General features: G+C 44.0%; 19 protein-coding genes and 1 pseudogene. 12 read left to right on the top strand and 8 right to left on the bottom strand.

Annotated features, from left to right (window positions below):
• Nucleotides 1-292: 292 nt before the first annotated feature.
• The 3 genes from lolA to rplU form a co-directional block, all read right to left on the bottom strand.
• Complete coding sequence (gene lolA, locus FTU91_RS01830) at nt 293-991, bottom strand: outer membrane lipoprotein chaperone LolA (RefSeq protein ID WP_131274099.1); 699 nt, start codon at nt 989-991, stop codon at nt 293-295.
• Between the two features lie 218 nt (nt 992-1,209).
• Nucleotides 1,210-1,467 carry a 50S ribosomal protein L27 gene (gene rpmA, locus FTU91_RS01825; RefSeq protein WP_086196863.1) on the bottom strand — a complete coding sequence of 86 codons (258 nt, stop codon included), beginning with the start codon at nt 1,465-1,467 and terminating at the stop codon, nt 1,210-1,212.
• Nucleotides 1,468-1,485: 18 nt separating this feature from the next.
• Entirely contained in the window at nt 1,486-1,797 is a 312-nt protein-coding gene (gene rplU, locus FTU91_RS01820; protein ID WP_086196864.1) for a 50S ribosomal protein L21, read from the bottom strand.
• A 436-nt stretch (nt 1,798-2,233) separates the two neighbouring features.
• On the opposite strand from rplU, the gene sdsA reads away from it, so the two are divergent.
• From sdsA to FTU91_RS01780, 8 genes are all read left to right on the top strand, one after another.
• Nucleotides 2,234-3,211, top strand: coding sequence for an All-trans-nonaprenyl-diphosphate synthase (sdsA, locus tag FTU91_RS01815; protein WP_086196865.1), 978 nt, complete (start codon nt 2,234-2,236; stop codon nt 3,209-3,211).
• Nucleotides 3,212-3,245: 34 nt separating this feature from the next.
• Nucleotides 3,246-5,300: a site-specific recombinase gene (locus FTU91_RS01810; RefSeq protein ID WP_180043200.1), complete on the top strand. Its 2,055-nt coding sequence runs from the start codon at nt 3,246-3,248 to the stop codon at nt 5,298-5,300.
• A gap of 147 nt (nt 5,301-5,447) precedes the next feature.
• The gene (locus FTU91_RS01805; protein ID WP_180080653.1) at nt 5,448-6,053 is read left to right on the top strand and encodes a phosphatase PAP2 family protein; all 606 of its coding nucleotides are present in this window, start codon (nt 5,448-5,450) and stop codon (nt 6,051-6,053) included.
• A 31-nt stretch (nt 6,054-6,084) separates the two neighbouring features.
• Nucleotides 6,085-7,353, top strand: coding sequence for an efflux RND transporter periplasmic adaptor subunit (locus tag FTU91_RS01800; RefSeq protein ID WP_180043201.1), 1,269 nt, complete (start codon nt 6,085-6,087; stop codon nt 7,351-7,353).
• 12 nt (nt 7,354-7,365) lie between these two features.
• Nucleotides 7,366-10,548: an efflux RND transporter permease subunit gene (locus FTU91_RS01795; protein ID WP_086196868.1), complete on the top strand. Its 3,183-nt coding sequence runs from the start codon at nt 7,366-7,368 to the stop codon at nt 10,546-10,548.
• Nucleotides 10,548-12,008: a multidrug efflux RND transporter AdeIJK outer membrane channel subunit AdeK gene (gene adeK / locus FTU91_RS01790; RefSeq protein WP_180080681.1), complete on the top strand. Its 1,461-nt coding sequence runs from the start codon at nt 10,548-10,550 to the stop codon at nt 12,006-12,008. Before FTU91_RS01795 ends, adeK begins: the two co-directional genes overlap by 1 nt.
• A 105-nt stretch (nt 12,009-12,113) precedes the next feature.
• Nucleotides 12,114-12,470: a YbjQ family protein gene (locus FTU91_RS01785; protein ID WP_180080651.1), complete on the top strand. Its 357-nt coding sequence runs from the start codon at nt 12,114-12,116 to the stop codon at nt 12,468-12,470.
• A gap of 3 nt (nt 12,471-12,473) precedes the next feature.
• Complete coding sequence (locus FTU91_RS01780; RefSeq protein WP_180043202.1) at nt 12,474-12,908, top strand: YbjQ family protein; 435 nt, start codon at nt 12,474-12,476, stop codon at nt 12,906-12,908.
• Between the two features lie 218 nt (nt 12,909-13,126).
• Here FTU91_RS01780 and FTU91_RS01775 read toward each other — a convergent pair whose 3' ends face one another.
• Together FTU91_RS01775 and FTU91_RS01770 are read right to left on the bottom strand one after the other, a co-directional pair.
• Nucleotides 13,127-13,933: an SDR family oxidoreductase gene (locus tag FTU91_RS01775; protein WP_180080649.1), complete on the bottom strand. Its 807-nt coding sequence runs from the start codon at nt 13,931-13,933 to the stop codon at nt 13,127-13,129.
• 20 nt (nt 13,934-13,953) lie between these two features.
• Nucleotides 13,954-14,640, bottom strand: a complete 687-nt coding sequence (locus tag FTU91_RS01770; RefSeq protein ID WP_180043204.1) for a hypothetical protein — start codon at nt 14,638-14,640, stop codon at nt 13,954-13,956.
• A gap of 184 nt (nt 14,641-14,824) precedes the next feature.
• Here FTU91_RS01770 and FTU91_RS01765 point away from each other — a divergent pair, with 184 nt between their 5' ends.
• On the top strand, nt 14,825-17,719 hold the full coding sequence (locus FTU91_RS01765; protein ID WP_180080647.1) for a valine--tRNA ligase: 2,895 nt from the start codon (nt 14,825-14,827) through the stop codon (nt 17,717-17,719).
• A 44-nt stretch (nt 17,720-17,763) separates the two neighbouring features.
• Here FTU91_RS01765 and FTU91_RS16765 read toward each other — a convergent pair whose 3' ends face one another.
• The gene (locus tag FTU91_RS16765; protein ID WP_306669531.1) at nt 17,764-18,459 is read right to left on the bottom strand and encodes a hypothetical protein; all 696 of its coding nucleotides are present in this window, start codon (nt 18,457-18,459) and stop codon (nt 17,764-17,766) included.
• On the opposite strand from FTU91_RS16765, the pseudogene FTU91_RS01755 reads away from it, so the two are divergent.
• Nucleotides 18,452-18,979: pseudogene (locus FTU91_RS01755) on the top strand (amino acid ABC transporter ATP-binding protein); the annotation flags it as partial. The gene FTU91_RS16765 and the pseudogene FTU91_RS01755 sit on opposite strands and share 8 nt — an antisense overlap.
• Nucleotides 18,980-19,417: 438 nt before the next feature.
• On the top strand, nt 19,418-20,605 hold the full coding sequence (locus FTU91_RS01750) for an ammonium transporter (protein WP_180043213.1): 1,188 nt from the start codon (nt 19,418-19,420) through the stop codon (nt 20,603-20,605).
• Nucleotides 20,606-20,721: 116 nt separating this feature from the next.
• On the opposite strand, the gene FTU91_RS01745 is transcribed toward FTU91_RS01750, so the two are convergent.
• Entirely contained in the window at nt 20,722-21,405 is a 684-nt protein-coding gene (locus FTU91_RS01745) for an HAD family hydrolase (protein WP_180043214.1), read from the bottom strand.
• A gap of 209 nt (nt 21,406-21,614) precedes the next feature.
• Between FTU91_RS01745 and FTU91_RS01740 the strand changes: the two genes are divergently transcribed.
• Complete coding sequence (locus FTU91_RS01740; protein ID WP_180043215.1) at nt 21,615-22,316, top strand: phosphatase PAP2 family protein; 702 nt, start codon at nt 21,615-21,617, stop codon at nt 22,314-22,316.
• 48 nt (nt 22,317-22,364) lie between these two features.
• On the opposite strand, the gene FTU91_RS01735 is transcribed toward FTU91_RS01740, so the two are convergent.
• Nucleotides 22,365-23,675 carry an ATP-binding protein gene (locus FTU91_RS01735; protein ID WP_180080639.1) on the bottom strand — a complete coding sequence of 437 codons (1,311 nt, stop codon included), beginning with the start codon at nt 23,673-23,675 and terminating at the stop codon, nt 22,365-22,367.
• Nucleotides 23,676-23,712 lie beyond the last annotated feature (37 nt).

Here is a 23,712-nt window from a genome sequence, read left to right as displayed (position 1 = left end):
CCTAAGACTGAAGTGTTAAATCTTACACATTGAGAATCACCACTTAGGAAGATTCTGTATAGATATGATAGAGATAAGATAACAGATAGCCCTCGCCTTCTGCGCATCCGCAGATTTTGAAATATTGTGTATTACGATGTTTAAGTTCAAGCTTGAACATATTCTTGTAGGGTGGTGCTGGGTGAATAAAAATTTCCCTCATTTTAAACAGCATATCCAATAAAAAAGCAGCCACACAGGACTGCTTTTCAATTTATGACGAACTCATAATTAAATATTATAAATCAATATATTATTGATCAATAATATCGGTACCTTTTGGCGGTGTAAAATTGAAGGTTGAAGAAGCAATCGATGGATTCAATTTCACATTATTAAAGCGCACATAGGTGGTTTGCCCTAATGAATCCTGCAAAATCATCAAACTTGGGGCCTTGTTCGCGCCAAAACTAATGGTCAGGCTTTGGAATGCACTGTCTTTCACTTTAGGGTACAAAGTGTAATAGGTCTTGCCTTTATCGGGCTGAGTCACTCGATAAGACTTCATAATCTGACTGGTATTCCCCGACAATAATAACGCAGGCGTATTTGCCACCTGTTCATCTAAACTTTGACGGACGGCTTGTTGTAAATCAGGGTCATAAATCCATACGGTTTTACCCGAAGTCACAATGGTCTGTTTGGATGGACTGGTGGTTTCCCAGAAGAATTTACCCGGACGCGCAACTTTCATCACCCCTTTAAAGGTTTGATTCATGTGTTGTCCAGTCAAGCCTTTTTTCTGCGGGGCTTTACCAGCAGAAGTCGCTTTTGTGGTTTGTTCAAAGTTAGCAGACAATGTGCGAATATTACTTAACTGCTTGACCAGATTGTTGGTTGCTTGCTGCTCCGATGCTGCTACAGGGGCAGCAAAAACAGTTGTACTCATTACCGGTGCAAGCGTTGCAGCCCCCAAGGTCATCGCACACAGAGTTTTACGAAGCATTTTCATATCATCACCTTTTTTTATTTGCAGTATCGCAATTTGTTCAATGCGTCCATCTTAAACCAATTTTTATTTCTAATAATTGAGAAAATAAGAAGTTTTGTATTGTTATTAATAGCCAATGTAGCCATTTCTACATCATGATGGAGACCCCTAGATGTTTTTGGCGAATTTCAGCCATAAAAAAACCCACATCAAATGTGGGTTTTTCGCACCATTAAAACTTATGCAGTTTCAACAGATACGTAGCGACGGCCAAACTGACCTTTCACTTCGAATTTGATCACGCCATCAGCGGTAGCAAATAAAGTATGGTCACGGCCCATACCTACGTTTGCACCAGCGTGGAATTCTGTACCACGTTGACGAACGATAATGTTACCCGCAGTCACAGATTGACCACCGTACATTTTAACACCTAGCATTTTAGGGTTCGAGTCACGACCGTTACGTGTCGATCCACCAGCCTTTTTAGTAGCCATGTTTCATAATCCTCGTAATTAGCCTGAAATAGCAGTAATTTTCAACTCGGTAAACCATTGACGGTGACCTTGTTGTTTACGGTAATGTTTACGACGACGCATTTTAACAATACGGATTTTGTCGTGACGACCGTGGCTAACTACTTCAGCAGTTACTGTCGCACCAGCAACAACTGGAGCACCAATTTGAATGCTTTCGCCGTTTACAAGCATTAATACGTCATCAAACGTAATAGTTGTACCAGTTTCAGCTTTCAACAATTCTACTTTAAGGGTTTCACCCTCAACCACACGGTGTTGTTTACCACCGCTTTGGATTACTGCGTACATAATGTACTCCAAACATGCCCGTGTCGTCGTGCCGATAAAGGAATATATCGATCTTAATACGAACGCCACTGGGGGGATATATAAGGGCAAACATATTAAGTGATAATAAATCAAACAACAAGCCATTTAAGCGTTTTTTTGCACTTTGTCCGCAGTTTATTTTATAAACGATCAAAGCGTATTAAAAAATGACCCTTTAGCTATGTATGTAGAGCTGACGTTTTGTCAATGTAATAGATTTTTAAACTCAATTCGCTAGTATAAAAACCCGAGTGCCAGTTCCATCACACATCTGGCTGGATAATAATAATGCGGTTAAATTTAAAACCATTTGCCTAGTCAGGTTTTAAACAACTATATTAAGATCTTCGCCTTATATCAGCTATAGTTGTTAAACTATAAATAAGCAATTCAATTTTTAGAGGTTTCTCTTCATATGGCCATCGATTTTAAGCAAGACATTCTCGCTCCTGTTGCTTCAGACTTTGCTGCGATGGACACATTTATCAATGAAGGAATCACTTCAAAAGTTGCCTTGGTGATGGCGGTAAGTAAACACGTGGTTGAAGCAGGCGGCAAACGTATGCGCCCAATCATGTGCCTATTGGCAGCCAAAGCCTGCGGCGCAGAAGATATCGAACGCCAGCGTAAACTGGCAGCGATTATTGAAATGCTGCATACCGCAACGCTGGTCCATGATGATGTAGTGGATGAATCAGGCTTGCGCCGCGGTCGTCCTACAGCCAATGCTACATGGAACAACCAAACTGCGGTTCTGGTCGGTGACTTTCTGATTTCCCGTGCTTTCGATTTACTGGTCGACCTGAATGACATGACCCTGCTAAAGGACTTTTCTACCGGTACCTGTGAAATTGCCGAAGGTGAGGTGTTGCAACTGCAAGCACAGCATCAGCCTGAAACCACCGAAAAGACGTATCTCGACATTATTCATGGTAAAACTTCGCGCCTATTTGAACTGGCCACTGAAGGTGCTGCCATTTTATCGGGCACGCCACAATACCGTGAACCCCTGCGCGTCTTTGCCGGTCACTTTGGCAATGCCTTTCAGATTATTGATGATATTTTAGACTATACTTCCGATGCGGAAACATTAGGTAAAAATATTGGTGATGATTTAATGGAAGGTAAACCGACTTTGCCATTAATCTCTGCCTTGCAAAAAACCACCGATGAAGAACATGAAATTGTTCGTCGTAGTATTGCCACCGGCGGTCTTAACCAGTTGGAACGGGTAATCGAGATTGTGCAAAGCTGTGGTGCTCTGGATTATTGCCGCCAACGTGCCACTGAAGAAACACAATTTGCACTGAACGCATTAGATGCACTTCCTGAGAGTGAATATCGCCAGGCACTGATTAATTTGGCGCAGCTTGCCCTCAACCGGATTCAATAACGGGATTTGAAAAATATAGTTTTAACCCTCGCCTATGCATATAAATTTTAATGATCTATTTTTAAAAATGCAAAAACAGCTTGAATCCAGTCAGGCTGTTCTTGATGATTCACTGCTGATTGAGCTGGTGAACCGGATTCGCCCAGATGACTCGACCAATCTTGACGAAATTAACCATAAATTCCAGGCTTTTATCCAGGCACTGCTGCTTACACCCCATGCAGTTACTACCTTTCAGAATTTTATCTTAAAACTTATTAACCAATACAAGCAAACCAGTTTATATGCCGATACTGGCATTTTGTCTTTGGATGGTTTCTGGAATCAGCTCGCTCAGCGCCTGGGGGCGCATTTTCTTCCCCTGATTAATGATCAAAGCCAACTGCAAGATTTGGTACGGCGTGTTTTTTATCAGCGTAGTGACAAATACTGGCTGGATAGCATTGTCGATGCAGACTGGCAAAAACTCTTTGCTTTGATCAATCAGGGTCACAGCAATCAGCAAGACAAGCTTAAAATTAAAAGTGAGCTGATCAAGGCCATTACCGTTTTATCTTACCGGATTAGTGGCATTGGGCTGTATCCGGAATTTATTAACGCCCATCCGGAACTTACCGAATATGAATCGCCGTTCTTGGTACAAAACCGGGAAATCAATGAATTTATCCAGCATTACAAGGCACTGCATCAAAACACCGATCCGATGGCCTTAATTGTTCCTCCAGACGCATCTCAAGCTTTGGTCATGATTGAGCAATGTCGGGATGTGGTATTAAAAATTCGTCGTGCCACCAAAAGAATTGGTGTGAGTTTAAGCCTGACCTATCTGCTGTCATTACTGGAACAATGTCTGGACCGTATTGAACTGTTACTTAATCTGATTATGGATGAAGACCAGCTTCGCTATGAATCTTTAGGCTTGTTGCTGGTCGATATCACCCATGCCATTTATAGCGAGCGCAGTGTCCGGTCACTTTTAGCCGCCAATAGCGAACTGATTGCATTACAGGTCACCGAGAATGCCAGTAAAACCGGTGAACACTATGTAAGTACCGACAAGCAAGGTTTTTGGTCGATGTATAAATCGGCTGCAGGTGCCGGTGTCATTATTGCCACCATGGCCAGCTTGAAAATATTGGCTGCGCGAATGGCCATGGCACCCATCATGCAGGCCTTGGTCTTTAGCATGAATTATTCATTCGGGTTTATGCTGATTCATGTCTTGCATTTTACCGTTGCCACCAAACAGCCCGCCATGACTGCCGCAGCACTTGCAGCAACGGTACAACAGACCAAAGGCTCTAAAACCGCACAGATTGCTGAACTTGCCGCACTGATCATTAACATCATCCGCACCCAGTTCATTGCCATTCTAGGTAATATTTCCATTGCCATTCCTACTGCGGCCGTCATCACCCTGCTCTGGCAGTACGGCATGGATGAACCGCTTTTAACTCATGTCAAAGCCACCAAAACCTTACATTCCCTCAATCCATTTACCTCACTGGCCATTCCTCATGCAGCGATTGCCGGGGTGTGTCTATTCTTTTCAGGACTGATTGCCGGCTATTTTGACAACATGGCGGTGTACCGTAAGGTGGGTCCACGTTTACAGGCCCATGCAAACTTAAAACAGTTATTGGGGCAAGAACGCCTGAATAAATTTGCCGCCTATATCGAACGCAATTTAGGCGCATTAGCGGGGAACTTCCTGTTCGGAATCATGCTTGGCAGTATGGGCACCATCGGTTTTATTTTAGGGCTACCTCTGGATATTCGCCACATTGCCTTTGCTTCAGCCAACTTTATTCAGGGTTTGATTTGTATTAATGGCAGCCCTGAAATTGGCTTGATTATTGTGTCATTTTTAGGTGTATTGTTAATTGGTTTGACCAACCTGTTTGTGAGTTTTACTTTAACGATTATTGTCGCGTTACGTGCTCGCCGCGTTCGCTTTGAACAATGGAAGCCATTGGCCAAACTGGTACTCACCCACTTCCTGACTCGCCCCAGTGACTTTTTTTGGCCGCCAAAAACTCCATTAGAAGTAGATGAATTTTCAACACCGCAAAAATCGGCACTCAAGTAATTTGCTATTTTTGTTTTACTTCATGTTAAAAAATCGGTAAAAAGAAAAGCATAATTTACACATACTTGAAATAAAGTGTACTGATGAGTACACTTTAACCATTCATTAGTCATGCTTCAATCGACTAAGATAACAAAGGTTGCTTACATGCCTTATCTGTTGCTTGGTGTAGGATTTTTCTTATTTATTTTCAGCATATTAATGTTGGTTACGCCATTCTTGAATCACTTCGACTGGGTGATGATTGAATGGTTGAGCCAGCATCGTAGCGTGCCACTAAATAGAATATTCATCACACTTTCGACTATAGGCGGTATGCCATTTGTGTTATTTTTAACCACAGTCTGGTGTTTACAGCAGGCATGGTATAAAAAATTTACAAATGTTGTTTTTATTGGCATGGGGCTGATCGGAAGTACTGCCACGGTTTGGCTACTTAAATATGTAATTTCAAGACCTCGCCCACCCGAAATGTATCATCTGGTTGCAAGCTATGGTGCTGCATTTCCCAGTGCGCATAGCCTTTATGCCGCAACTTTGGGTTGTCTTGCAATTTATCTCAGTCAAAAACATCCCCAGCACATACTGGTTTGTATATGTGCTTTTATCTGGCTGTTTGTTATGGGAATTTCCAGGGTTTATCTGGGCGTGCATTTCCCCTCTGATGTCTTGGCGGGTTGGAGCATAAGTTTTATTTGGATCACACTACTTTATCTGCTGTATGCCAAATTAAGTAGAGAAAAAAGAAATTAGTTTTAGAGAAGAATCTAATCGAGGTGGAACAATGATGTCTGCAAAGCTATGGGCACCCGCCCTTACCGCTTGCGCATTAGCAACAAGTATTGCACTTGTTGGTTGTAGCAAAGATCCCAAGGATGCGCAGCAAGCTGCAGCAGCCCAAAAAATGCCACCGGCTGAAGTCGGTGTCATTGTTGCTCAACCCCAAAGCGTAGAGCAATCGGTAGAACTTTCTGGTCGTATGACGGCATTTGAAATTTCTGAAGTCCGTCCACAAACCAGTGGTGTCATTCTTAAACGTCTGTTTACTGAAGGAAGTTATGTCCGTCAAGGACAGGCACTGTATGAAATTGACTCGCGAACCAACCGTGAAACTGTCGCCAGTGCACGTGCTGCGCTCAACCGTCAGCAGGCCAACTTAAACCTATTACGCGTGAAAGAAGGACGTTACCGTCAACTTGTCGGCACCAATGCCATTTCAAAACAAGAATATGATGATATTGCTGCACAAGTAAAACTGGCTGAAGCGGATGTCGCGGCAACCCAGGCCGAACTTAAAAATGCAGAAATCAACCTCGGTTATTCTACCGTTCGTTCACCTATTTCAGGTCAAACCAACCGTTCAAGCGTCACTGTAGGTGCCCTGGTTACCGCAAGCCAGGAAGCACCTTTAGTGACAGTGCAACGCCTGGATCCAATCTATGTTGACATTAACCAGTCGAGTGCCGAGCTGCTGCGTTTACGTCAACAGTTGAGCCAAGGCAATTTGGGTAGCAGCAACAATACTAAAGTGAAGCTTAAGCTTGAAGATGGCAGTTATTACCCAATTGAAGGTCGTCTTGCATTTTCCGATGCCAGTGTGAATCCGGAAACCGGTACGGTAACGCTGCGTGCTGTGTTCCAGAACCCGAACCATTTACTGCTTCCAGGCATGTATGCAACTGCTCAAATCGTGCAAGGTGTTATTCCGAATGCCATGCTGATTCCTCAGGCAGCGATTACCCGTACCCCAACAGGTCAGGCGATTGCCATGATCGTGAATGCCAAAGGTGTGGTTGAAACACGTCCGGTTGAAACTGCCGGTGTGCAAGGCAAAGACTGGATTGTGACCAAAGGCTTGCAAACGGGTGAAAAAGTCATTGTTGATGGTATTGCCAAGGTGAAAGAAGGCGCAACCGTGGTTGCCAAACCTTACCAGCCTCAAGCTGCAGCACCTCAGGGTGCAGGTCAGCCTGCGGCAGATGCAAATAAAGCAGGCCAACCTGCTGGCCAAGCACAACCTAAAACTGAACAAAAAGCTACTTCAAATGCATAAGGGGTAGACTGAATGGCTCACTTTTTTATTCATCGCCCGATTTTTGCTTGGGTGATTGCATTGGTGATTATGCTGGCGGGTATTTTAACCCTCAGCAAAATGCCCATTGCACAATATCCGACCATTGCACCGCCAACGGTAACCATTGCTGCGACCTATCCAGGTGCATCTGCTGAAACTGTAGAAAATACAGTCACCCAGATCATTGAACAGCAAATGAACGGTCTGGATGGCTTACGCTATATTTCGTCCAACAGTGCCGGTAACGGTCAGGCATCTATTGCATTGAACTTTGAACAAGGCATTGATCCTGATATTGCACAAGTTCAGGTGCAAAACAAATTACAGTCCGCAACTGCCCTGCTGCCTGAAGATGTACAGCGTCAGGGCCTCAAGGTGACCAAATCGGGTGCCAGCTTCCTGCAGGTAGTTGCATTCTACTCGCCAGATGGTTCACTCTCTGATGCCGACATCAAAGACTACGTCAACTCGAATATTTCTGAACCGCTAAGCCGTGTAGCTGGTGTAGGTGAAGTTCAGGTCTTTGGTGGTTCTTATGCCATGCGTATCTGGCTGGACCCAGCAAAACTCAGCAGTTACCAGCTGACCCCAAGTGATGTTGTGACCGCACTGCGCACCCAGAATGCACAGGTTGCAGTAGGTCAACTCGGTGGTGCGCCTGCTGTTGAAGGCCAGGTACTAAATGCCACTGTAAATGCACAAAGCCTGTTGCAAACACCTGAACAGTTCCGTGCCATTTTCTTGAAAAATGCCGGTTCTGGTGCAAAAGTGACTGTGGGTGATGTGGCTAAAGTTGAATTAGGCTCTGACACCTATCAGTTCCGGTCTAAATTCAACGGTAAACCTGCTGGCGGTGTAGCAATTAAACTGGCTACCGGTGCAAATGCACTCGACACGGCAACTGCAGTAGAAGAGCGCTTGCAACAACTGCGCAAAAACTATCCAAGTGGTTTGAAAGACCAGTTGGCGTTTGATACCACGCCGTTTATCAAACTTTCGATTGAAAGTGTGGTTCACACCTTAATTGAAGCGATTGTGCTGGTATTCCTGGTGATGTTCCTGTTCTTGCAGAACTGGCGTGCCACCCTGATTCCAACCATGGCCGTGCCTGTAGTGGTGTTGGGTACTTTTGCCATCATCAACCTGTTTGGCTTCTCGATTAACACCCTCACCATGTTTGCCATGGTCCTTGCAATTGGTTTGCTGGTGGATGATGCGATTGTTGTGGTCGAGAACGTAGAACGAGTGATGCAGGAAGAACATCTCGATCCGGTTACGGCGACTGAAAAGTCGATGCAACAGATTTCGGGTGCCCTGATCGGTATTACGACAGTATTAACCGCAGTATTCGTACCGATGGCATTCTTCAGTGGTACGACCGGTGTAATTTATCGCCAGTTCTCGATCACGCTTGTGACCGCGATGATTTTATCCCTGGCCATTGCCCTGACCTTCACTCCTGCGCTTTGTGCAACCTTGCTGAAACAGCATGATAAAGACAAGCCGGAAAGCAATGGTGTGTTCGCACGCTTCTTCCGCTGGTTTAACCATGGCTTTGACCGCTTATCAGTCGGTTACCAGAAATGGGTAGGCAAACTGCTGATTCATAAAATCATTGCGGGTGCCATTTATGCCGTGGTCATCGCTGGCTTGCTGTTCATGTTCAAGAACCTGCCAAGTTCATTCCTGCCGAATGAAGACCAGGGTGTAGTAATGACGCTGGTTCAGCTTCCACCGAATGCCACACTTGATCGTACCGAAAAAGTGATTGATCAAATGAACGGTTTCTTTATGGAAGGTGAAAAGGCCAATGTCGATTCTATCTTCAGCGTTGCGGGCTTCTCATTCACGGGTATCGGTCAGAATGCCGGTTTAGCCTTCATTAAGTTAAAAGACTGGAGTGAGCGTACAACACCTGAATCTCAAATCGGTGCCATCATCCAGCGTGGTATGGCCCTGAACGTGATTGCCAAAGATGCCTCTTACGTGATGCCTTTGCAGCTTCCTGCAATGCCGGAACTGGGTGTTTCTGCTGGCTTTAACTTGCAGTTGAAAGATGCTGCAGGTAGTGGTCACGAAAAACTGATTACTGCCCGTAACATGATTCTGGGTATGGCAGCACAAGATAAACGTCTTGTCGGTGTGCGTCCGAACGGCCAAGAAGATACGCCGCAATACAAAATTTATGTTGATAATGAAAAAGCCAGCGCTATGGGCGTCAGTATTTCTGAAATCAACAGCACCATGAGTATTGCTTGGGGTGGTTCATACATTAATGACTTTATTGACCGCGGTCGCGTGAAAAAAGTCTATGTTCAGGCCGTACCCGATGCGCGTATGATGCCGGAAGATTTAAACAAGTGGTACGTACGTAACAACCTGGGACAAATGGTGCCGTTCTCTGCCTTTGCAACCGGTGAATGGACCTATGGTTCGCCACGTCTTGAACGTTATAACGGTATTGCATCGGTGAATATTCAGGGTACCCCTGCACCGGGCGTCAGCTCTGGTGATGCAATGCTCGCCATGGAAGAAATCATTGCCAAACTGCCACAAATGGGCATGAGCGGTTTTGACTATGAATGGACAGGTTTATCTTTAGAAGAACGTGAAGCAGGTTCGCAAACTGCGGGTCTATACGGGCTTTCTATGTTAATCGTGTTCCTGTGTCTTGCTGCATTGTATGAAAGCTGGTCTATTCCATTCTCGGTACTGTTGGTGATTCCTTTAGGTATTGTCGGTGCAATTGGCTTAACGTTCCTTGGCATGATCGTACTGAAAGATCCAAACTTGTCGAATAACATTTACTTCCAGGTCGCGATTATTGCCGTCATTGGTTTGGCTGCGAAGAATGCGATCCTGATTGTAGAATTCGCCAAGGAGCTGCAGGAGGATAAAGGCGAGCCTTTGCTTGAAGCGACGCTTCATGCAGCGAAAATGCGTTTACGTCCCATTATTATGACCACCCTTGCCTTCGGTTTTGGTGTACTTCCGCTTGCACTGGCTGCAGGTGCAGGTGCAGGTAGCCAACATTCAGTCGGATATGGTGTACTGGGTGGCGTAATCAGTTCGACTTTATTGGGTATCTTCTTTATTCCGGTGTTCTACGTCTGGATTCGAAGTATCTTTAAATACAAACCTAAAAACCAAAATAATCAGGAGCAAGCATCGTGATGCAAAAGGTATGGTCTATTTCAGGTCGTAGCATTGCGGTATCTGCACTTGCGCTTGCTTTGACAGCCTGTCAAAGCATGCGTGGCCCAGAGCCCGTAGCTCAAGCAAATATTCCAGAACAGGGTTATTTAACCGCAAGTTCTGGACCTTCAATTGCTGAAAAAGGTTATAAAGACTTTTTTGCCGATCCACGCTTGCTTCAAGTGCTTGATCTGGCATTGGCTAATAACCGTGATTTGCGTACTTCAACGTTGAATATTCAGCGTGCACAGCAGCAGTACCAAATTACCCAGAACAACCAGCTGCCAACCATTGGTGCCAGTGGCAGTGTACTGCGTCAGGATACAATGAACACCAAGGGTGCGATGACCAGCTACAATGTCGGCTTAGGTGTGACTGCCTATGAGCTGGATTTTTGGGGCCGCGTGCGCAGCTTGAAAGACAATGCTTTAGATACGTATTTAGCGACTTCAAGTGCGCGTGATGCGACTCAAATTGCATTGATAGGTCAGGTTGCACAAGCCTGGTTGAATTATTCGTTTGCCAATGCCAATTTAAAACTTGCCGAGCAAACGCTGAAAGCCCAGCTTGAGTCTTATAACCTCAATAAAAAACGTTTCGATGTCGGTATCGACAGTGAAGTTCCTGTGCGTCAGGCACAAATTTCTGTAGAAACGGCCCGTAACGATGTGGCCAATTACAAGACCCAAATTGCCCAGGCACAAAACCTGCTGAACCTGCTTGTCGGTCAAGCGGTTCCTGCCAATTTGCTGCCGACTCAACGTGTCACACGTATCAGTCAAAGCAATGCCATTGGTGCCGGTTTACCAAGTGACTTGTTAAATAATCGTCCTGACATTCGTGCTGCGGAATATAAACTGTCTGCGGCGGGTGCTAATATTGGTGCAGCCAAAGCACGCATGTTCCCGACTATCAGTCTGACCGGCAACGCAGGCTATGCCTCAACCAGCTTGAGCGACCTGTTTAAATCAGGTGGATTTGTCTGGTCAGTGGGTCCGAGCATCGACCTGCCAATCTTCGATTGGGGTACGCGTAAAGCCAACATCAAGATTTCAGAAACAGATCAGCAAATTGCCTTATCTGACTATGAAAAATCGATTCAATCCGCTTTCCGTGAAGTGAATGATGCCCTGGCGGTACGTCAAAATATTGGTGACCGTCTGGCAGCACAGCGCCGTCTGGTGGATGCAACCAATACCACTTACCGATTGTCAAATGCCCGCTTCCGCGCCGGTATTGACAGCTACCTGACGGTACTGGATGCACAACGTGCATCATATGCAGCCGAACAGGGTTTATTGTTGCTTGAACAAGCCAACATGAATAACCAGGTTGAATTGTATAAGACCCTGGGTGGCGGTATTAAAGCCAACACCGGTGATGCCGTTCAACAGGTACCTTCTTCGGCTGAACGCAAAGCGGCAAACAGTGCTCAGTAATATTCCAATATGATAAAAAAGCCTGCGCCATGCAGGCTTTTTTATTGCTTTTTTAAACATGATTTCCTATCTTCAATAAATCCCATTTCATTTGAATATCAAAACATGCTGCTGAGTAATTTAGAATCTGTTCCGGGTCATACCGTTATTCGTCAACTCGATGTGGTCTATGGCAGCACTGTACGCAGTAAGCATGTCGGACGTGACCTGCTTGCAGGCTTAAAAAATATTGTCGGTGGTGAACTGACGGCCTATACTGAACTGCTGGAAGAGTCGCGGCAGGAAGCCATGAACCGCATGATTGAAAAGGCCAGATTAATGGGCGCCAATGCCGTGGTTGGCATCCGTTTTTCAACCTCCAATATTGCCCAAGGTGCTTCGGAACTTTTTGTGTATGGCACAGCAGTTGTGGTGGAGCCAAACATTCCTAAACTTCCCGATCCATTTCAAGCGCAGGTCTAAGTGATGGATGGGTTAATTCTCCAGATAGTTGTTTTTGCCATTTTATTTGCACTCGGTTTTGGTTTCGGCAGATACAATGAACGCAAGCACCTGGATTCACTGGCGGAAAATGAACAGCGTTTGGCTTATATCACCCTGGATAATAGCCGTTTTAAAATATCTTCATATCCGGGGCAACTGGTGAGCAGCAATGTAGTAATTTCGCATGATTACTTTAAATATGTGATTGCCAATATCCAGAACTTTTTCGGTGGTCGTCTGACCAGTTATGAAAGTGTGGTGGAACGTGCCCGACGTGAAGCGATTGTCCGCTTGAAACTGGAAGCCGAGAAAATCGGTGCAACCCAGATTATGGGCTTACGCCTCAGTACCACAGAGATGGGCATGCAAGGCGGAATGGTGGAAGTGTTTGCCTATGGAACGGCGATTCAACTATAAGCCTAATCCTCCCCCGATAAAAGCAAAGTCCCTCTTTATTAAAGAGGGATTTAGGGAGATTATTGATAAATCTCCGGTTGCAGATTCGAAATATATTTCAAGTGCTCAAGGGAGGGATTATATCGTGACTAACATTTTACTATTTAGAATCCCCCTAAGTCCCCCTTTTGCAAAGGGGGACTTTAAAGCTTCTTCTTTTAAAATAGAAAGAGCTTTAATTATTTTACCTTAGCCTTGCGGATCATTTTATACAGGGTACTTGGCGATAAGCGTGACATCCATACCCCCAGTTTTTCTTTGGTTCCACCCACCACAATATATTCTTCACCGTTCAGCAAAGCACTCAGCACGGTTTTGGCAAACGCTTCTGGCTCCAGACCATTTTCAATCGCTTCATCCTGATGCCCCTGCGGTTTGCCTTCTCCATTTAAGGCGTTGAAAGACACATTGGTTTTGACAAAACCCGGAAACACCACACTGACATGAACACCCTCTTGTGCCACCTCTGCGCGCAAGCTATTGGCCCACATGTGGATGGCCGCTTTTGCCGCTGAATATGAAGCACGGTACTGGGTACCCAATAAACCCGCCACGCTAGAAACGAAGATAATCCGGCCCGACTTTTGTTGCAGGAAAGTCGGTAAAACCGTTTTGGTCAGAAATACTTGTGAGAAATAATCCACTTCCATAATGGCACGTTCAGTTTGCATGGTGGTGTCGGCAATCAGGGCACGCTGGCTTAAACCAGCATTATTGATTAACCAGTCGATACGCCCTTTCTGACTTAGCACTTGCTCATAAGCATGACGAACCTGATTTTCATCAGTAATATCGGCAGCGACACAAATATGCTGATCAGGATGAGGTAAGCTTAAACGGACGTTTTCCAGTTCATCGATACGGCGTGCAGTCAGTACCACCTGTGCACCCTGCAAAGCACACTCCTGAGCAAGAGCCTTGCCTAAACCTGAAGATGCACCGGTAATCCATACCACTTTGTTGTTTAAACTGTCCTGCTGCGCCATGTTATGCTTCCTGTTTTAAATTACATTTCAGAATGGTTTGATCTATCATTTTTGGGCTCTGGGTTCAAAAACATCAGAAAATGATCAAGATAACGATGAGTATCTTGAGCATCATAATAAGTTCCAATTTTTTCCAAACGTTTATAGCCCATTTGCGTGGTCAAATGAATCACCCCATTCAGGGTTTTATCAACCACCAAATTGAATTTCAACATTTTTTTAGGCTCACGTAGCAAATAGGTCACGCCTTGATCGACCATTTCGGTAAAAGCTTTCAAGGCAGGCGAAACATATTGGCTATTTCCACTCTTGACTTGTTCCACACAACCTAACAGTTCCACCACCAGCACATGATCAACCTGATAGGAAATATAGTATTGGTCATTTTTTTCATGTGCCATTTCAATCAAATAATTAACCATTGGAGTGAGGCGGTCATTACCAAAAAATGACACCGACCACGGCATATATTTACGTACCGTATCTAAAATCTGTTGCACCACTTTTTCAGATTCCCGGTCACTGGAGGTAGATAAACGGGCAATTTCACCAAACACCTGATCCACAATTTCACAAGAGATATCCGCCAGGACTTCACCCAGCGGTTTCGCCAGACTTTCGCTTTTGCCCTGATTGAGTTGCTGGTGAATCTGCTGGAACCGTTGATGTGTTTCTGATTTTAATTTTAAAGAAATCATATAATTCATGGTGATCATCTCCTTTTTAGTATTGTTCTGCGATCATCTGCGCTGTTTTTATAATACTCTCATCATAGAACCGAATTGTGTATGTGCCAATCGCTTATTTTTGCATTTTCTTTAGCTGTCTCATCTGTCATTTTTTTTGCTACAATAACTGCAATTTTTTATTCACTTTTGATCTGTTTTCACTATGACTGATTCTGCGCAAAATATTGCTACGACATACGATCCTACCGAGATCGAGAAAAAATGGTACCAAACTTGGGAAGAGCGCGGTTACTTCAAGCCGTCTGAAAAAGGCGAATCATTCTGTATCATGATTCCGCCACCAAACGTCACCGGTAGCTTGCACATGGGTCATGGTTTTAACAATGCCATCATGGATGCACTGACCCGTTTTAACCGTATGTCAGGCAAAAATACCTTATGGCAACCGGGTACGGACCACGCCGGTATTGCAACGCAAATGGTGGTAGAGCGTCAGTTGGGTGCAGAAGGTATTAGCCGTCATGACCTGGGCCGTGAAAAGTTCATCGAAAAAGTCTGGGAATGGAAAGAACAGTCTGGCGGTAACATTACCCGTCAAATCCGTCGCCTGGGCTCTTCTGTAGACTGGTCTCGTGAACGCTTCACCATGGATGAAGGTTTATCCAATGCGGTGAAAGAAGTGTTTGTAAAACTGCATGAAGAAGGTTTGATCTACCGCGGCAAACGTTTGGTAAACTGGGATCCAAAATTACAAACTGCACTGTCTGATCTGGAAGTAGAATCAGATAAAGAAGAAGCAGGTTCACTGTGGCACTTCAAATATTTCTTTGAAGACAAATCACTGCGCACGCATGATGGTAAAGATTACATCGTAGTAGCAACAACGCGTCCTGAAACCTTGCTGGGTGATACAGCAGTTGCAGTTGCGCTGGATGATGAACGCTATGCAGACCTAGTGGGTAAAAACATCATCCTGCCAATTACCGGTCGTGCGGTTCCTATTGTTAAAGATGAATATGTCGACAAAGAATTCGGAACCGGCTGTGTAAAAATCACCCCTGCGCATGACTTCAATGACTATGAAGTGGGTAAACGCTGCGAATTGCCAATCATCAACATCTTCAACAAAAATGCTGAAGTATTGGCTGAATTTGAATACATCGCGAAAGCGGGTAAGCAAATTTCTAAAACCATTCCTGCCCCTGCGGACTACATTGGTTTAGAACGTTTTGAAGCACGTAAAAAGTTAGTAGAACAAGCTGAAGCGGAAGGCTGGTTAGACCAAATCCAACCATATACGCTTAAACCACCTCGTGGTGACCGTTCGGGCGTGATCGTTGAGCCTCTATTGACAGACCAATGGTATGTGAAGATTGCGCCGCTTGCGAAACCTGCGATTGAAGCGGTTCAAGACGGTCGTATTAAGTTCGTACCTGAACAGTACAGCAACATGTACATGGCATGGATGAACAATATCCAAGACTGGTGTATCTCTCGTCAATTGTGGTGGGGTCATCGTATCCCGGCTTGGTACGATGCAGAAGGTAATGTATATGTTGGTCGTGACGAAGCTGAAGTTCGTTCGAAAAACAACATTCCTGCCGATGTTGAATTGAACCAAGACGAAGATGTATTGGATACATGGTTCTCTTCAGGTCTTTGGACATTCTCAACCTTAGGTTGGACTGGCGATGCCAAGAAAGATGCAGAAAACTACTTCTTAAATACGTTCCACCCGACTGATGTATTGGTGACTGGCTTTGACATCATCTTCTTCTGGGTAGCCCGCATGATCATGATGACCATGCACTTCATGAAGAATGAAGATGGTACGCCACAAGTGCCGTTCAAAACTGTGTATGTACACGGTCTGGTACGTGATGGCGAAGGCCAGAAGATGTCTAAATCTAAGGGGAACGTGCTTGACCCATTAGATTTGATTGATGGTGTTGATCTAGAAACTCTAGTACAAAAACGTACCACTGGTTTGATGAACCCGAAACAGGCTTCGAAGATTGAAAAATCAACCCGTAAAGAGTTCCCTGAAGGTATTCAGGCGTATGGTACGGATGCGGTTCGTTTCACCTTCTGCGCACTGGCCAACACCGGTCGTGACATCAAGTTCGACATGAAACGTGTTGAAGGTTACCGTAACTTTGCCAACAAAATCTGGAACGGTACGCGTTTCGTTATGATGAACGTGGAAGGTCAAACGGTAGGTCAAACGGCTCGTCCTGATCTTTGGGAATTGCCTGAACAGTGGATCATCAGCCGTCTGCAAAAAGCGACTGCTGCGGTACAAACTGCATTTGCAACCTATCGTTTAGACTTAGCTGCACAAGCGATTTACGAGTTCATCTGGAATGAATACTGTGACTGGTATGTAGAACTGACTAAACCTGTTCTGAACGATGAAAATGTATCTGAAGAGCGTAAAGCGGAAGTTCGTCGTGTATTGCTTGCGGTGATGGAAGCATCTTTACGTCTTGCACATCCATTAATGCCTTACCTGACTGAAGAAATTTGGCAAACGCTTGCACCTAAACTTGGCATCACTGGCGAAACGATTATGCTTGCGCAGTACCCGACTGCGGATAAGTCGTTGATGAATGACCAGGCTGAAGCAGATATGCAATGGCTACAAGGTTTGATTGGTGCGGTTCGTAACATCCGTGGTGAGATGGGCTTAGGTAATGCACGTTTGTTGCCTGTTCTTCTGCAAAATACCACTGAAGCTGAAAAAGCACAGATCACTCGTATTGAAGCGCTGTTCAAAGCACTGGCGAAAGTTGAAAGCATCACCTTCTTGGCTGATGGCGAACAACCACCTTTGTCATCATCTTCTGTTGTAGGTCATGTATCTGTATACGTTCCAATGAAGGGCTTGATTGATCCTAAAGCGGAATTGGGTCGTCTACAAAAAGACTTAGACAAGGTTCAAAAGCAACATGACCAAATTGCCAATAAACTTTCTAACGAAGGTTTTGTGGCAAAAGCACCTGCTGCTGTGGTTGAAGGCGAAAAAGTGAAACTTGCTGAGTTTGCTGACCAGTTAGCGAAGATTAAAGCGAATATGGAGCAAATTGCGGCGCTTTAATGCTGTAGTTTGATTCAAAAAATCCCCTCAAATGAGGGGATTTTTTATTCTTCGCCTTCTTCAATAATATCAATTTCATTTGTACTGAAAATAGAATCAATTTCATGCTCTTCATATTTTTGTTTTAACATAGTATAAGTTTCTGGGTTAGTAACCCCCCATGAATTAGTCGCCCCTAAAAAAGATAATTGAAAATATTTATTGATATCATCCAACATCATTACATCACGACATAAACCAAGGATGGTATTATTTTTAAGTATTTTATAATTTTGAATAACACGATTAATTAGTTTATCTAAATCATTTAAAGTCTCAATCCCGAAACTCTCCAATTCTTGAATCAACTTTTTCTCGCTCTCAATATTTAAAGATGATGATAAAGACAAATATTCTTTATATTTATTATTAATAAGTTGATTAATTCCGACAGTAGTCAATTCATAATCTAATTTATTTTCTTCAATATCATTATTTAAATTATTTTTATAATCTTCAATTTCTACTGTTAATCTATTAAATTCCATATCAGCAGATTCTAGTAACCCAGATAAAAGTTTAAATCTTCGATTTAAATAAGAAGGCAATTTACCGATAAGTTTATACCCACGATCATGTTCTATTTCAGCCCATGCATGTTCCAATGCTGTTCTAACCTGAATCTCAAAACATAATCCTTTATAAGCTGAAAATTCGGGTAATTTCTCTCGCTCTTTGCCTACATCACATACGGACCCCAAAACTGACCTGACCAAACTGCGCAGCCGTGTGGGTATGGTGTTCCAGCATTTTGAACTGTTCCCGCATTTGAGCATTACCGAAAATCTGACCATTGCCCAAATTAAAGTACTGGGCCGTTCTGAAGCTGAAGCCAAGAAAAAAGGCCTGGCCTATCTGGAGCGGGTCGGACTCAGTGCTCACGCCAACAAGTTCCCGGCACAACTGTCCGGTGGCCAGCAGCAACGTGTGGCGATTGCCCGTGCCTTAAGCATGGACCCGATTGCGATGCTGTTTGATGAACCGACTTCGGCACTCGATCCGGAAATGATCAATGAAGTGCTGGACGTGATGGTCGAACTGGCCAAAGAAGGCATGACCATGATGTGTGTGACCCATGAAATGGGCTTCGCCCGCCAGGTGGCCAACCGGGTGATTTTTATGGATCAGGGAAAAATTGTGGAAGACTGCAGCAAAGATGAATTCTTTAACACCCAACGAGGTGAGCGCACGCAGCAGTTCCTAAATAAAATTTTGCACTAAAAGAGTGAGTACTTTAACCAAGTCCAGAGTTTTTGGCTTGGTTTTTTTGTGCTCAATTTCTAAAACTGAACCAAATTAGAATCTCTTTAAATATATTTTTCATTTTTTCTTTATGATGAGCGAGAAACCCGTTTACATTTTTATCGGGCTAAACTTGCTACTATTCAGTGCTATAAAAAATATATAAAACCAACTTCTTTAAAAAAGTTAAATTTTATTCAATTTTCATATATTTATTTATAATTTAAATTAAACAATATTGCACCATAATAACGCAAATCATTCATACTTCAGCAAGTAATTGCTTTATATCGAGTCTTGTAGTCTTTTTCTCAGCCTTAATCAAAATTTCCCCATTTCGACCATCTTCACGAAAATAATCTCATGGTTATACTGATCTTCTTTTTGTGATTTTAAGCACTAAAATGGAGCCATAAAATGCAAAATACAGATTTACTCTTTCTCCTTCTTGGTGCAGTTTTAGTTTTAGCCATGCATGCAGGTTTTGCATTCCTGGAACTGGGCACAGTACGACATAAAAATCAGGTCAATGCCCTAAGTAAAATTTTGACAGATTTCTCCATTTCTGCCATCGCCTACTTTTTTGTCGGCTACTATATTGCTTATGGACAACACTTTTTTCATATCGGTACAACCTTAGCCGCAGATCATGGCTACAACCTGATGCGCTGCTTCTTTCTGCTGACCTTTGCTGCCGCCATTCCTGCCATTATTTCCGGCGGTATTGCAGAACGGGCCAAAATGCGTTCTCAAGCAATTGCCACATTATTATTGGTGGCACTGGTTTACCCTTTCTTTGAAGGCATTGCCTGGAATGGCAATTTAGGATTACAAGGCTGGCTAACCAAAACTTTTGGTGCAGCTTTCCACGATTTTGCCGGTTCAGTCGTGGTGCATGCTATGGGTGGCTGGATTGCACTCGCAGCAGTCATTTTACTGGGCGCACGTCATGGCCGTTATAAAAAAGATGGTCGTGTCAGTGCACATCCCCCTTCTTCCATTCCTTTTCTGGCACTTGGTTCATGGATTCTAATTGTCGGCTGGTTTGGTTTTAACGTGATGAGTGCACAACGTCTGGATGCCATTTCTGGACTGGTTGCCATTAACTCACTGATGGCGATGGTTGGTGGTACTATTGCGGCCAACTTCATCGGCAAAAATGACCCGGGCTTCCTGCACAACGGTCCTTTGGCTGGTCTGGTTGCCATCTGTGCAGGTTCCGATGTAGTTCACCCCGTAGGTGCATTAATCATTGGCATGGTGGCTGGGGTCATTTTTGTCAAACTATTCACTTATACCCAAAACAAACTGAAAGTGGATGATGTACTCGGTGTTTGGCCATTACACGGCGTATGCGGCAGCTTTGGCGGTTTAGCCGTAGGGATTTTCGGACAGCAATGGCTCGGCGGTTTGGGCGGTGTTTCAATCCTCTCTCAACTGATTGGTACTTTACTGGCCATCTCCATTGCACTGGCTGGTGGCTTTTTCGTTTACGGCGTACTTAAACTGATTATGGGCATTCGTTTATCACAGGAAGATGAATTCCGTGGTGCCGATTTGTCTATTCATAAAATTTCAGCCAATTCGGAAGAAACCATTTTTTAAAGCTGATGCTTTAAACTGACTATCTAAACGACATTTCGATTTTCAGAGCGGCTCAAAAGAGTCGCTTTTTTCTATCTGGACTTTAGTAGCCTGACACAATGAATGCGTAAAAGTAATTATAAAAACTGCTTAATTTCAGCCAGAGATTGAATGCGATTTATGGGCTGATCTTGAACTTCATGAAAACCCTGTAACCAGACAGCCTGCATACCGGCATCCATTGCCCCTTGTACATCATTGACGGGATGATCACCGACAAAAAGGCAATGTTCTGGTGCAACGCCCAATCTCTGGCTGGTATAGAGAAAAATTTCCGGATTCGGTTTACTGATGCCGACCAGTTCAGAACTGACAATTTCATCAAAATAATGACTAAAACCCAAACCCTGTAAAATGGTGAGTCGGGTCGCATGTCCACCATTTGAAATGACCGCCAGCTGATAACCGTCCTGTTTTAGTTCGGTTAAGAGCTGACTGGCACCCTGCATGGCCACTGCAGATAAGCCAAATTGCTGAAACCAGAACTGGGTAAGTTCATCCAAATGTGGCATGCTTTTCCAGATTAATTCCTGCTGCAAGGCATAAGCCACAGACGCAGCAATACTGGGATGGGTGAGCAATTCTTTTTTAGGGTAGCCACCATTATCAATGCGACGGATAATCGCCTGAATTTTCCCAATTGCATCATGCGGTAACTGATGTTGATAGACTTGTACCAGATATTGACTATACGCCAGAATACTTCGATCACGATGGGTTAAGGTATTATCCAGGTCGAATAGAACAGCACGAATCTTCATTTGAATACCTATAGCAATCTTGCCGTTAATGTAGCATTAAAGCTTGATCCGGTTATGCTCTTTCCTGGATATGCTTATCAGCATTTAACACAACATCATACTTAACACGATACTTTTACGGCGATTTTCCCCACCGATTCAAGCTCGCTTAAGTCTGGATTAAGTTTTTATTGCTGTAATCGCAGCACTAAAATCAATTGATCTTTACTATGCACGATAAGCAACGCTTCATGCTCTATCAGGGCTGTTTTCTCATTATCAGTTTTTGCCTGCTTTTGGTTTGTTTCCCGATTGGGGGGGCACTGGATCTGGCGCTGATTCATCCCTGGGTCAGTGAATCCGGGAAATTCCTGTTACGTGACAATTGGTATTTAGCTGAACTGAACCATCGTTATGTCAAAAATCTGATTATTGCGGTATATGCCGGCTTTTTTTTAATCTGGCTAGCATCGTTCAAGTTTGAGAAAGTTAAAGCTTTACGCTGGACCTATGGTTATTTCTTTGGGCTGATCCTCCTTTCCACCTCGATTATTGGCTTGTTGAAATCACAGTCTGCCCATGCCTGCCCCTGGAATATCACCATTCCTACCCATCAAGGTTTTTTCTGGGATTTTTCTGCCACCAAAGGGCACTGTTTCCCGGGGGGACATGCATCTACCGGCTTTGCACTGATGGCTGGTTTTTTTGTATTTAGGCTTTCCAATAAAAAGCGTGCCTATTTTTTTCTGGTCTCAGGGCTTATTTTAGGTTTCGCGATGGGCTGGGCGCAAATGATGCGTGGAGCACATTTTCTCAGCCATAACTTATGGACTGCATGGATTATCTGGCTCATTAACGTGAGTTTTTATCTACTCAATTATAAAAGATTTGCACCAAGCCAAAGCATGGATAAAACAGCTGAGACAGTTTAACTGCTCACACCTATCTGCTAGAACCCATCATCTAAGAGAAGTGATCGGCTAGAGTGGCAATTGCACATTGACCTGCAAGCCACCTAAGCTGGCACTCTTGGAAAAAGAAATCTTGCCGCCGAGCCTTTCTGTGGCTTTATCCACAATAGAAAGCCCCAGACCACTGCCTATTTCCAGATGATGATGGATACGATAAAAGCGCTTAAGAATTTTTTCATACAGTTCGGGGGAAATTCCAGGTCCACTATCTTCGACCTGAATCATGGCAAAACCTGCCTGTTCAAATACAGACACATTAATCACTCCCTGATTGGGCGTGTATTTAATCGCGTTATCAATCAGGTTATAAATAATGGAATGTACTGCTGATTCCTGACAATACAGCACCACATCTTCCTGACGTTCCATACCCAAATCAATTTCTTTCTGCATGGCCAGATGAACGAGCTGTTCTACACAATTCACCGCGACCTGATTCAGTAAAAACTGCTGTTTGGTCTCGACCTCCAGAATTGAAGCATCCTGTTTTGCCAGACTGAGTAATTGGCTGACCAAATGCTGAATCCGGATTAATCCTTTACTTAAATTCTGTAGCTCCTGAGCATCAGGAAACTGTTTTAACAGAATCTGCATCTGTAAATTCAATGCAGTGATAGGCGTACGAAGCTCATGTGCTGCATCGGCAATAAACTGCCGCTGCTCCTGCTGTGCAGAGGAAATCCGCTCAAACAAATGATTCATTTCGGTAATGGTCGGCACAATTTCAAGCGGATAATTATCTGATTCAATGGCACTTAATTCCTCCGAATCACGTTGTGCCAATTCCGCTTTAAAATCATCCAAAGGCTGCAGGCTGCGGCTAATAATCCAGCTCAGTCCCCAAATCACAAAAGGCATAAACAGTAAATAAGGAATAAACATACTGCCGGCAAGTTCCAATGCTAGATGCTGCCGTGTCGATTGTTGCTGGCTCACCTGAATCTGATAATGTTCTAAAGGCAGGATGTAAGTATGCCAAACCCCTTGTGCGGTTTTATGGGTATAAAATCCTGCTTTTTTCACAGGATGAACCAATAAATTCATGGCATGGCTTTTATGTTTTTCATTTGCATAAGACCAGACATCGACAAACAGGTCTTCTTCGTGATAATGCCTGGCTTGATCAAACTTGCTTTGCACCGGTTCAGGATCATGCTGCGCGACGCGTTCTGCCAGATTCTGCATCTGGGCATCTAACACTTCATTAATTTCTTGCAGGGCAATACGGTAAGCAGAAAAAATCAGCAAGCAGCCCAAGGCAATACTAAAAACAGAAACATAAATAATCAGGTGTTTTTTTAATGAATACTGTGACTGCACCTGTGGCTGACCTTCTAGCTGATTTTATCGTTGTCTG

It is taken from the genome of Acinetobacter sp. YH12201, from assembly GCF_013418145.1.
In the GTDB taxonomy this organism is placed as follows: Bacteria; Pseudomonadota; Gammaproteobacteria; order Pseudomonadales; family Moraxellaceae; genus Acinetobacter.
The sequence above is the reverse complement of the archived record's forward strand: the minus strand, read 5'-3'. Positions and strand labels throughout refer to the sequence as shown.